The organism is Pontibacter sp. HJ8 (genome assembly GCF_054824225.1).
This window is the reverse complement of the sequence record NZ_JSYF01000116.1, coordinates 1-11,340: the sequence shown is the minus strand read 5'-3', so window position 1 is coordinate 11,340 and position 11,340 is coordinate 1. Positions and strand designations below refer to the sequence as shown.

The following is an 11,340-nucleotide window of genomic DNA, read 5'->3' as shown; positions in this document are numbered from 1 at the left end:
AAAAAGTATAAAAGCATGAAATATTACGCAGCGCCGCTGTCTAGGGTATTGAATCCAACTTGTGTGAGCATCAGCCCCTCCGGTGCAGGCGTGATATAGGCCAGCTTGGCCAGGTGGTGCTCGGCCTCTTTCTGCACGTCTTTATACTTGGGATATTGTTCCTGTAGGTAAGGGTATAGCTCCTGGTAATGCAGCACGTTGCCGGCCTGTACCTCCTTTTCCTTGAAAGCAGCCATAATGCACTGCGCCAGATTTTCTATATTTTCTGCTTCAGAGTGTAGTTCTGTCATGTCTGTGTATGCTTTGGTGTTGGATAGGAAATACGGCGTAAGAGAGGTAAGAGTTGAAAGTTCAGGAGTTAGAGAGGTTGGAGGTTAAAAAAGGTATAGCCCGATTCGGGCAGGTCCTGCCCGTCCGAATCGGGCTAGAACAACCACTCAACAATTAACAATCAACCATTTAACAATTCAACCTACTCCGCCTTTTTAAAACCCAGCGCGACAGAGTTGAGGCAATAGCGCAATCCGGTGGGTTTGGGCCCGTCATCGAATACGTGGCCAAGATGGGAGCCGCAGCGGCCGCAGATCACTTCCGTGCGCACCATCCCCATCGACCGGTCTTTCACTTCCTTGACATTTCTTTTGGAGATCGGCCTGAAAAAGCTGGGCCAGCCGGTGCCCGAGTCGAATTTGGTATCAGAGGTAAAGACTTCGTTGCCGCAGGCCGCGCAGGTATAGGTGCCTTTCTGCTTAAAGTTGTCATACTTGCCACTGAAGGCAGGCTCTGTTGCTTTTTTTCGCAGGACAGCAAACTGCGCCGGTGTCAGTTCTTTTTTCCATTCCGATTCCGTTTTCACAACCGTGTCCTGGAGAGAGGTGCTGTTGAGAGCGGCCATTCTCTCTTCACTCAAGGGGCCTTCACCGGAAGTAGCTGTGGTATAAGCTTCTGTCCCTGTGTCGGCCTTTTCTTGTTGTGAACAGGCCAGCAGGCTCACCAGCAGGATGAGGATATACATATAATAGGCTTTCATACAATGATTTACGCAATAATCGTGCGAGTGGCTTTAGGTCTCTTATTATTTTATACCTTATTGAACAAAGGTTATATACAGAATGTTTGCTCCATAACCACAGCCATTGTGCTGGGTAAGAAGAAATTAATATTCACATAACCTGTTTATTTCGAGCAGCATACTGAAAATATAAAGCCTTTTTTATACCTTTGCGGCTCGAAAAACCTATTCAATGCAAAATATTCGAAATATCGCGATTATCGCACACGTAGACCACGGCAAAACGACGCTCGTGGACAAGATCATCCACGCTTCTAAGCTATTCGCTGACCACCAGCACTTTGACGACCTTATACTGGACAACAACGACCTGGAACGCGAGCGCGGGATCACGATCGTTTCTAAGAACGTGTCGGTTCGCTATAAAGGTGTTAAGATCAACGTAATTGACACACCTGGTCACGCCGACTTTGGTGGTGAAGTTGAGCGCGTACTCAAAATGGCTGACGGCGTACTGCTGTTGGTAGACGCATTTGAAGGCGCTATGCCTCAGACGCGCTTCGTATTGGGCAAAGCGATACAGCTGGGCCTGAAGCCAATTGTGGTAGTAAACAAAGTAGACAAAGAAAACTGCCGTCCGGACGAAGTGCACGAACAGGTATTCGACCTGATGTTCAACCTCGACGCGACAGAAGACCAGCTGGACTTCGTAACGCTGTATGGTTCTTCCAAGCAGGGTTGGATGAGCACAGACTGGACAAAGCCAACAACCGATATCACACCATTGCTGGATGCTATCATTGATGTGATCCCGGCGGCTCCGTACCTGGAAGGTACACCACAGATGCAGATCACGTCTCTTGACTACTCATCCTTCGTGGGTCGTATCGCGATAGGCCGTGTGCACCGTGGCACTTTGAAAGAAGGTATGCCGATCAGCTTGTGCAAAGCCGATGGCTCCATCAAAAAAGGTAAAATTGGCGAACTTCAGGTTTTTGAAGGCCTTGGCAGAAAATCAGTACAGGAAGTATCAGCCGGTGAGATCTGCGCGGTAACAGGTATAGAAGGTTTTGACATTGGCGACACGATCGCTGATGCCGTGAATCCGGAGCCTCTGAAGCGTATCTCTATCGATGAGCCAACGATGAACATGTTGTTCACGATCAACAACTCTCCTTTCTTCGGTAAAGAGGGTAAGTTCGTAACTTCCCGTCACCTGCGTGACCGTCTCTTCAAAGAGACAGAGAAAAACCTGGCACTGCGCGTACAGGAAACAGACCGCGAAGACACCTTCCTGGTATTTGGTCGTGGTATCCTGCACTTGTCCGTACTGATCGAAACCATGCGCCGCGAAGGCTATGAGCTTCAGGTTGGTCAGCCTCAGGTAATTTATAAAGAAATTGACGGTGTTCGTTGCGAGCCAATCGAGCACATGGTAGTGGACGTTCCTGAATCAACTTCCGGTAAGGTAATTGAACTGGTAACGCAGCGTAAAGGTGAACTGACGATTATGGAGCCAAAGGGAGACCTGCAGCACCTGGAGTTCAGAATCCCTGCGCGTGGCCTGATCGGTCTGCGTAACAACATCCTGACGGCTACAGCTGGTGAGGCGATCATGAACCACCGTTTCATGCAGTATGAGCCGCACAAAGGCCATATCCCGGGACGTATCAACGGTTCTATCATCTCTATGGAGCAGGGCCCGGGTACAGCTTATTCAATCGATAAACTGCAGGACAGAGGTATCTTCTTCGTGGATCCGGGTGTAGATGTTTACATGGGCCAGGTTATCGGCGAGCACAGCCGCCAAAACGATATCACGGTGAACATTCAGAAAGGCAAGAAGCTGACCAACATGCGTGCTTCCGGTTCTGATAACAACGTGAAAATCGCTCCTGCCAAGAATTTCTCTCTGGAAGAAGCCATGGAATACATCCAGAAGGATGAATTGCTGGAAATAACGCCAAAGAGCATCCGCATGCGTAAGATTTACCTCGACGAGAACGAGCGTAACCGCATGTCGAAGAAAGAAGAAGTGGCGTAGGTATACCCGCTTTATGTATTAAGAAAGCCCTTGCAGTTTTGCAAGGGCTTTTTTTGTGGCTTGACAGCTGGCTAAGATTATTACCGGTACAGGATTAGGGGAATGAAAGGTAAAACCTCCTATCGTGCGGTGATTTAATTTCAGAAACAAGCTCCCCTCTGTTTTATGATAAGAAATAAGTAGCTAGCACAGCACACTTACTCGAGAACAAACAGCTGCTTCCCTCCTCCTATACTTTCCTCAACTTGTAAACATTAGCGCCCGTTTACGTTAGATAGGCTGAGAAAATGATAACATACCTCGTATGAGAAACCACCACCTGCATGCTCTCACCCTGGCGTGCTTGGCTCTACTTTCTTTTGGCTGTGCCAAAAAGAGTTTTTTCGCCTCTTCTCCTGTAGCTGATCCGGAACACCGGCAGGAACTCGCGCTCGCCTCCACAACTGACGCGGATAGTGTCACCATCCAAGCGGGCAGGCATTACGAGCGCAATGGCTTCCACACCTTCTTCTGGGGCAAACACTACCGGCAGGTATGGGCCGCACCGGTTACGGTGCAGGTTTTCGATATGAAGAAGATGAAAGGCGGGCTCTCGATTGAAAAACTTGGCGGCGGCATGCAGACGACCAGCCTTACTTTGTCTGACAAGGATGGCTTTACCTACGCCTTGCGCTCCCTAGACAAGGACCCAAGTGGCATCCTGCCCCCGCTCTGGCGCAAATCCTTTGTCTCCAATGTGATCCGTGACCAGACTTCTGCTATCAATCCCTATGCGGCCCTGGTGCTTCCACCATTGGCTACGGCAGCAGGTATACCCCACTCCACGCCCCAGCTGGTATATGTGCTCCCCTCCGACACGACCTTTGGTGAACACCAGGAAGACTTTCGGGATAAAGTCTTTTTGATAGAGGAGAAGTATAACGATGAACGCACGATCACGCCGGAGCTGGGAGCGGCTGTCGGTATAGCCGGCTCCAAAACGATGCTGAACGAGCGGTTTGGCTTTCATAACCACTGCATAGACCAGCGGGCCTTTGCTAAAGCCCGCCTGTTTGATCTGCTGATCAATGACTGGGATCGGCACGAAGGGCAATGGGAATGGGCCGTGTACGAAGAGCACGGCGACAAGGTATACCGGCCGATACCCAAAGACCGGGACAATGCTTTTTTCTATTTCGAAGACGGGATCATTCCCTGGATCTTCAGCCGCAAATGGGCGATCCGGAAGTTTGAATCTTTTAATGAAGAGTACAAAGACGTTTTTGCGCTTATGAAGAACGCACAGTTTATTGACAACCGCGCCCTCACGGAACTTACCTTACAGGACTACCAGGAAGTAGCGACCGAACTGCAGCAGGCCCTGACAGACGAAGTGATAGAAAGTGCCGTCAGGCAATTTCCTGACAGCGTCTACCGCCTGGTTGGCGAGCACACCACCCGTAAGCTCAAAAGCAGGAGAGACAAGCTACAGGAAGCTGCCCGTAGGTTTTATCTGGAGCTGGCCAAAGAAGCCCTCGTCGTTGGCACCGATCAGAAAGAGAAGTTCGAAGTAAAACGGCTGAACGATGAGGAAACCGCTGTAACCGTATACCGCCTGTCGGATAACAAGCAGGTATACCACCGTATCTTCAAACGGAGCGAAACCAGAAACATCACCTTGCATGGGCTGGCGGAGGACGATGAGTTTGAGGTAAGCGGAGAAGTTGAAACAGGTATTAAGGTTGAAATTGTGGGAGGAAGAGGCGAAGACAAGATCAAGGATACGTCTGAGGTGAAGAAAGGCTGGCGCAAAAAGACCATAGTACGGGATACCAGACGCAGCAACGAAATTGAGTTTGGAAAGGAAACCAAGGACAAGACCACGCATAAAGTACAGGTACATGCATTTGACAGAGAAGGGCATTAACCACACCCAGGCCCACTGTCAAAAACTAAAAACTAACGAAAACCAACAGGCAGCTGATGCCTTCGCTACCATTACCCCGACATGATGCACTCCAACCACCGCCCCCCGAAATATGGCAGCATGCTTTGGCTGCTCGCCGCACTGCTGGCACAAAGTTGTATTGGCAACCGATTCACGCACTCCCTTCAGCAAGTGCCCCCTCCTGCCACCGCTCCGCCGTCTGCCACACACAACTACAGCGACAGCACAATTACAGAGGCCGTAGGCCAACACTATGGGCGAAGCTCCTTGCACACGCTCTTTTATGGCAAGCACTACCGTCCGGCCTGGACCACCCCCGTCGAGTTCAGGGTGCTGGATATCGGCACCGAAAAAGGAGGCCTTACGCCGGTGCTGGAGGGAGGAAGCAGGCAAACGCGCAGCCTGCGGTTGCAAACCACAACAGGCAAAGAGTATGTATTGCGCTCAGTGGACAAAGACCCGGCTACCGCACTCCCCGAAAAATGGCAACAGAGCTATGCCGCCAATATCATCCGGGATGCGACCTCGGCCACACATCCCTATGCTGCACTGGTGCTCCCCCCCATGGCAAAGGCCATCGGTATTCACCACACGGAGCCGGAACTGGTCTACATACCGCACGATCCCCGGCTGGGAGAGCACCTCAACAACTTTGGCGGCATGGTCGCCTTGCTGGAGGTAAGACCCGACAATGATTTGTCAGATGAACTGCACATGGGCGAAGCTAAAAAAGTCAAGAGCACCAGGTCCATGCTGGAAGACCGATTTTTTGATAACGACAGCCGGATAGATGCCCGTTACTTTCTGCGGGCGCGCCTCTTTGATATGCTCATCGGAGACTGGAGCCGGCATGAAGACAACTGGCGCTGGGCACAGTTCAAAGAGGACGGCCTGAAGATATACCAGCCCGTGCCGCGTGACCGCGACAACGTTTTCTATAAGCTCAACGATGCCATCATACCTTGGCTCTTCATGCGGACAGGAATGAAAAAGCACTTCCAGACGTATAGCCATGACCTGGCCAGGCTTTCGCGGCTAAACAGGAGCGGCCGTAACCTCGATGAGACCATACTGGCAGAACTCTCCCAACAGGACTGGATAGAGGTAGCGGACAGTGTCCGGAGTGAACTGACAGACGCAGTCATAGAACAGGCTTTCAAACAGATGCCTGATCCGGTCTACTCCCAGACAGCAGCCCCAATCATGGCCAAACTGAAGTCCAGAAGAGACAACCTCACCAACGCTACCCAAACGTATTACAAAGACCTGGTCAGGGAAGCTGTTGTCCTGGGATCCGACAAGCACGAAAGGTTTGAAGTAGAGATCCTATCTAAAACTGAAGTACGCGTACGCGTGCACAAGATCAAGAAGGACGGGGAAGTGAAACACCAGCTCTTCGACAGGCTATACCATTTCAGCGACACCAGGGAAATTTACCTGTATGGGCTGAACGGCCAGGATGAGTTCATCGTGACAGGTATAGCCAAGCCGAAAATCAAGATCAAAATATGGGGAGGTGCCGGAGAAGACAGCTACACCGTGACAGGTGAAAAACGTTTGGCCAAACGCATCCGGATAGAAGACACCGAGTACCGCAATACCTACGAGGTGGCAGAGGGCACCAGAACAAAGACGATCCAGAATCCGCAGGCCAACCAGTTCGATGCCGAAGGCTGGCTGTTGCGGTATTACCTGAACTAAGGCCCTTATACCTCAAAAAGCAGGACCCAATATGTTCACCATAAAAAAGGCAGCCGGCTAAAATAGCCGGCTGCCTTTTTTATGGTTATTGAGCAGACCTTAGTCTTTGTCTCCTGTTTTGTTTTTGCCGCCCTGGCCGCCACCTCCGGAGCCACTTCTGCTGCCGGTGCGATTGTCCTGATCTTTGGCACTCCAGGCACCCTGTCCCTGCTGTTGGCTGGCAGTAGCTTTTGTTCCTTCCGTACCCAGATCGGTGGCACCTTTGTGGTTGGCCGTGTTGGAATGTTTACCCGGCATAGGCTGCGCGTTGGCATTGCTTTCCGGCTTCTTTCTATTCTCTTCTTGTCCTGAAGTTTTCTTATCGTTTGCCATTTTATTTCCAGTTAAATCACTCAACTCCGGTCTGCTGTCTGGCAGACATTCTTCCCTTAAGGTACGGGCACCGCCAAGAGGAGTTGTATAACCGGAAGAGTTACTGCTTGTGCAGGACAGTGGCAGAAGCCTGTGCAGCGGGCAATATCAGCACCTCTGCCAGGTTCACGTGGGCAGGTCGCGTGACCATAAAAACAATCAGATCGGCTATGTCTTCGGCCCGCAAGGGTTCATATCCCTGGTATACACAAGAGGCTCTTTCCTTGTCGCCCTTGAAGCGCACCTCCGAAAATTCAGTCTCTACCAGTCCCGGGTTTATCTCCGACACTTTTATACCTTCCTGCACCAGGTCTATGCGCATGCCTTTGGAGATGGCGTCTACCGCAAACTTGGAGGCGCAGTACACATTGCCATTGGCGTATACCTCCTTGCCGGCGATAGACCCAATGTTGATGATGTGGCCTTTCTTCTGTGCCAGCATCAGGGGCAGTACGCCATGGGTCATATACAGCAGACCTTTTACATTGATATCGAGCATGGCATCCCAGTCCTCTACGGCACCGTTCTGTATGGAAGCCAGCCCGTGGGCGTTGCCGGCATTGTTCACCAGCACATCGATCGTTTTCCACGCTTCCGGCAAACTGCTGATGGCGGCTGTTACGGCTGCCTTGTCGCGCACATCGAACTGCAGCGTGTGCACTGGCACTTCGGTGATCTGCTGCTCCAACTCCTGCAGGCGTTCTGCCCGGCGGCCTGTCGCAATGATATGATAGCCTTGTTTGGCCAGTGCAACAGCTGTCGCCCTGCCTATACCTGAAGTGGCTCCTGTAACAAGTGCAATTCGCGCCATTTGTTTATTCAAAGAAAAGAATGAAGGAAACGTTGTGGTTGGTCATCTTATCAATCAAGTCACTATACGGGCTGGTATGAGATGCCTTCTGATTGAGGAGACCGTGTGAGAAACGCAGTTCCGGGGCAAACTTGAAATAGGGATAAAAGATATCCAGGCCTACCCCATACTCCAGTGCCAGGTCATATTTTTCGGAATGAAGCTTCGTTCCACCCGATGAGGTGTCTTTCAGGTTACCCAGGTCAATACCTGGTTTTAAACCGCCCACAAAGTACATTCTGGCATTTCCCCGACGCTTGGCTCTATACTTTAAAAGCACAGGAAGTTCCACCATGGTAGAGCTGATCGTGATATCATCAAACACCGGACCTTCTCCCCCATCGTTGGTATCTATACCTTCAAACTCAATGGTACGGCCATAGAAACCTACTCCGGGCACAAAGCGCGCATCCAGGTACTCAAAAAGACGCACGTTGAGCACCAGTCCGGTATAGAAACCCGGGCTGTTCTTGGCATTGACCTTGATGGCGGGAAGCTGGCTTACGTAGGCATCCGAATGCTCTACTTTATACTTGGTGAGCGGCATACCCAGGTAGAAACCATAGTGTATGCGCTTCTCATCATAGCCTGGTTTGTTCTCTCCCTTTATCTTTTTCTGTGCCTGCGCTTGTGTTACGCCAAACAGGCAAAGGATGAAAAGAGCTGAAACTATAGCTTTTTGCCTGTGTAGATGGAGCTGATGCCGAATGTAAGTGAATGCCATTTTGTTGTTTTAAATCCAACCTCTTCAAAGATTCTCAAAAATTCCTTGCCATCCGGAAAAGCCTGCACGGATTCGGGCAGGTAGGTATAGGCGGCGCGGTCCTTAGAAACGAATTTACCTACTACCGGTAGTATATTCTTAAAATAAAATTGATACAACTGTTTCATCGGGAAGCTTTGCGGCTTGGAAAACTCCAGCACAACAGCAGTTCCTCCCGGCTTAAGCACCCGGTGCATATCGGCCAGCCCTTGCTTCAGGTTCTCGAAGTTGCGCACACCAAAAGCCACCGTGATGGCGTCGAACGTATTATCGGCAAAAGGCAGGCTTTCGGAGTCACCGTAGCGGAGCTCTATCTTATCGGCCAGCCCTTTGCGCTGCAGCTTCTGGCGGCCTACCGCCAGCATACCTTCCGAAATGTCTACCCCAACTATCTTATCGGGCTTCAGGCTCAAGGCCTCGATAGCAAAATCAGCTGTACCGGTGGCTATGTCCAGCATGAGCTTTGGTTTTTCAGGAGCAAGCAGGCTGATTGCTTTTTTGCGCCAGATAATATCAATGCCAGCACTCAGGAAGTGGTTCAGGAAATCATACTTGCCGGCGATGTTGTCAAACATCTGGGCTACCTGCGACTTCTTGTTATCGTTCTGGTCTTTGTAGGGTACTACCGCCATGGGTCTTTCAATATAGTAAACGTTGCGCAAAAATACGGCACCAACACCTATAATGCATGGTTTCTGCTACCTTTATTATAAAAAAGCAGGCTGAGCGTATGCCCAGCCTGCTTTTCTCTTCTCAGACAGATACGCTTATTGGTTTGGCGTAGTCGTCTGCTCGTTTCTTGGTATCACTCGGAACTCTGTTCTTCTGTTCAGCTGCATGTTTTCAGCCGAAGTGTTCGGAACAGCCGGGCGACGCTCCCCGTAAGTTTCGGTTATCATTCTTCTTGGAGAGATGCCTTGCTTCACCAGGTAATCGAAGGCAGCATTGGCACGGTTATCACCGAGTGTCATGTTATACGATTCGCTTGCGCGGGAGTCGGTATGGCCTTCGATGCTGATGTTCACTGTAGGATTAGCCTTCATATAAGCGGCTACCGCATCCAGGTCACGTGTAGCTTCCGGGCGCAGGGTATACTTGTCTGTGTCGTAGTAGATGTTCTTCAGCTCCGCAATAACACCTGTTGTTGCGCGGGTCGTATCTACGTAATCGATGTAAAAGTCCTGCGTGATCGTGGTGGTGTCGTTGAGCACCATTGGCATTTCGAACGTTTCCGTCGTGATCGTTTTACCATCTCTTCCGATCTCTACCTGGTACGGACGTCCGGAAAGGATCCTCAGGTCATAGGTACCGGAATCCGGCTTGGTCACATCGCGGTAAGAAACCGGACGCTTATCGGCCTGCTGCGAATTGAAGATCAGTTCCAGTCCAGGTATAGCCAGGCTGTCCTGCTTGGAGAAAACGTGGCCTGTGATACGTGCTGCACGGATGTAGTTGATGGTGTAGATATCTTTTTCGCCGTAACCACCAATGCGGTAGGAAGAAAGGTAAGCGTAGCTACCATCCGGGCTTAAACGATAGTAGGTATCATCGTCAGGCGTGTTCACCGGCGAACCCATGTTCATAGGACGGCTCCATCTACGGGCTACCGAGTCAAACTTGGCAGAGAAGATGTCATACCCACCCATGGTGTTGTGACCGCGGGAAGCAAAGTACATAATTCCGTTAGCAGCCAGGTATGGGCTGTCGTCGTCAAACTTTGTGTTGATAGTCGTGCCGATGCTTTTAGGCTTGCCCCACTCCCCGTTTGCCTGGCGCTGAGACACATAGATGTCCATGTCGCCTTCTTCGGAGTAATGGCTGGTAGAGAAGTACATCGTTTTGTTATCCGGCGTGATAAAAGCGTCAGACTCAAAATCTTTGGTGTTGATGTTGGCTCCCACGCTTTTTGGTTTCCCCCAGCTTCCGTCTGCCTGACGCTCTGAATACATGATGTCCCCGTTGTTATCCGAACGGTACAACAACATCTTCGTGTCGTTGTCAAACAATTGGATGGATGCGTCGTGGCCACTGCTGCTCAGGTTACCTGCAATAGAGCGTGGCTGCTCCCACTCGTCACCGCTGATTCTTTTTGTTTCATAGATGTCTTCGTAGTACTCTCCGTCACGGGCTTTGGAGCCTTCGTGACCAGGCGTGCCTGCACTGCGTGAAGTGAAGAGCAGGTAGTTGTCATCCGAAGAGATAACCGGGCTGTGCTCCGAATACTGCGTGTTTACAACGCCACCCAGGTTCTTTACAAATACATCCTTGGGATTAGATACCTCATTCTTGGCGTTACGGCTATGCTGGATCAGCATGGCTACTTCTTCGCGGCGGAAATCATCCCGCTTGCGAATGTTGGGGATGTAAGCCTGGTAGTGCTTGATCGCATCATCAAAACGATAGTTGATGTGGTCGATACGGCCCAGCCAGTACTCAATGTCGCGGTCTACGTTTGGCTTGGCAGCCTGTGCCCGGTAGATATAGTCAGCTGCCTTCTCTTTGTCAAACGTCATGTAGCTGATACCGGCATAGTAGAGTGCCTCTGCATTGTTGGGGTCATTGGCCAATACCTGCTCGTAGTAAGGTATAGCTGCCCGGTAATTTTCGCGGTCAAAAAATTTGTTTCCTGTTC

10 protein-coding genes are annotated in these 11,340 nt (G+C 50.7%); 3 read left to right on the top strand and 7 right to left on the bottom strand.

Annotated features, from left to right (window positions below; all coding sequences use genetic code 11):
- Nucleotides 1–23: 23 nt before the first annotated feature.
- Both OB13_RS06535 and msrB read right to left on the bottom strand, forming a co-directional pair.
- Nucleotides 24–290, bottom strand: coding sequence for a hypothetical protein (locus OB13_RS06535; protein WP_461489349.1), 267 nt, complete (start codon nt 288–290; stop codon nt 24–26).
- 182 nt (nt 291–472) lie between these two features.
- Nucleotides 473–895, bottom strand: coding sequence for a peptide-methionine (R)-S-oxide reductase MsrB (msrB, locus tag OB13_RS06530; RefSeq protein WP_461489350.1), 423 nt, complete (start codon nt 893–895; stop codon nt 473–475).
- 349 nt (nt 896–1,244) lie between these two features.
- On the opposite strand from msrB, the gene typA reads away from it, so the two are divergent.
- The 3 genes from typA (at nt 1,245) to OB13_RS06515 (ending at nt 6,684) form a co-directional block, all read left to right on the top strand.
- Nucleotides 1,245–3,056: a translational GTPase TypA gene (typA, locus tag OB13_RS06525; RefSeq protein ID WP_461489348.1), complete on the top strand. Its 1,812-nt coding sequence runs from the start codon at nt 1,245–1,247 to the stop codon at nt 3,054–3,056.
- 304 nt (nt 3,057–3,360) lie between these two features.
- Nucleotides 3,361–4,962 (top strand): hypothetical protein, encoded by a 1,602-nt coding sequence (locus tag OB13_RS06520; RefSeq protein ID WP_461489347.1) that lies wholly within the window; start codon nt 3,361–3,363, stop codon nt 4,960–4,962.
- Between the two features lie 81 nt (nt 4,963–5,043).
- Nucleotides 5,044–6,684 (top strand): hypothetical protein, encoded by a 1,641-nt coding sequence (locus tag OB13_RS06515; RefSeq protein ID WP_461489346.1) that lies wholly within the window; start codon nt 5,044–5,046, stop codon nt 6,682–6,684.
- Between the two features lie 99 nt (nt 6,685–6,783).
- On the opposite strand, the gene OB13_RS06510 is transcribed toward OB13_RS06515, so the two are convergent.
- The 5 genes from OB13_RS06510 to OB13_RS06490 all read right to left on the bottom strand — a co-directional run.
- Nucleotides 6,784–7,056, bottom strand: coding sequence for a hypothetical protein (locus OB13_RS06510; protein ID WP_461489345.1), 273 nt, complete (start codon nt 7,054–7,056; stop codon nt 6,784–6,786).
- Nucleotides 7,057–7,156: 100 nt separating this feature from the next.
- Nucleotides 7,157–7,906, bottom strand: coding sequence for an SDR family NAD(P)-dependent oxidoreductase (locus OB13_RS06505; protein WP_461489344.1), 750 nt, complete (start codon nt 7,904–7,906; stop codon nt 7,157–7,159).
- 4 nt (nt 7,907–7,910) lie between these two features.
- The gene (gene porT, locus OB13_RS06500; RefSeq protein ID WP_461489343.1) at nt 7,911–8,669 is read right to left on the bottom strand and encodes a type IX secretion/gliding motility protein PorT/SprT; all 759 of its coding nucleotides are present in this window, start codon (nt 8,667–8,669) and stop codon (nt 7,911–7,913) included.
- On the bottom strand, nt 8,615–9,340 hold the full coding sequence (ubiE, locus tag OB13_RS06495; RefSeq protein ID WP_461489342.1) for a bifunctional demethylmenaquinone methyltransferase/2-methoxy-6-polyprenyl-1,4-benzoquinol methylase UbiE: 726 nt from the start codon (nt 9,338–9,340) through the stop codon (nt 8,615–8,617). The genes porT and ubiE overlap by 55 nt, the downstream gene beginning before the upstream one ends.
- Before the next feature lie 135 nt (nt 9,341–9,475).
- Nucleotides 9,476–11,340 (bottom strand): OmpA family protein (locus OB13_RS06490; RefSeq protein WP_461489341.1); only part of this gene is annotated, 1,865 nt, incomplete at its 5' end.

Bases quoted from the DNA above. Each gene is read 5' to 3' on its own strand.
- OB13_RS06535 (WP_461489349.1), bottom strand. From the start codon at position 290: ATGACAGAACTACACTCTGAAGCAGAAAATATAGAAAATCTGGCGCAG.
- msrB (WP_461489350.1), bottom strand. From the start codon at position 895: ATGGCCGCTCTCAACAGCACCTCTCTCCAGGACACGGTTGTGAAAACG.
- typA (WP_461489348.1), top strand. From the start codon at position 1,245: ATGCAAAATATTCGAAATATCGCGATTATCGCACACGTAGACCACGGC.
- OB13_RS06520 (WP_461489347.1), top strand. From the start codon at position 3,361: ATGAGAAACCACCACCTGCATGCTCTCACCCTGGCGTGCTTGGCTCTA.
- OB13_RS06515 (WP_461489346.1), top strand. From the start codon at position 5,044: ATGATGCACTCCAACCACCGCCCCCCGAAATATGGCAGCATGCTTTGG.
- OB13_RS06510 (WP_461489345.1), bottom strand. From the start codon at position 7,056: ATGGCAAACGATAAGAAAACTTCAGGACAAGAAGAGAATAGAAAGAAG.
- OB13_RS06505 (WP_461489344.1), bottom strand. From the start codon at position 7,906: ATGGCGCGAATTGCACTTGTTACAGGAGCCACTTCAGGTATAGGCAGG.
- porT (WP_461489343.1), bottom strand. From the start codon at position 8,669: ATGGCATTCACTTACATTCGGCATCAGCTCCATCTACACAGGCAAAAA.
- ubiE (WP_461489342.1), bottom strand. From the start codon at position 9,340: ATGGCGGTAGTACCCTACAAAGACCAGAACGATAACAAGAAGTCGCAG.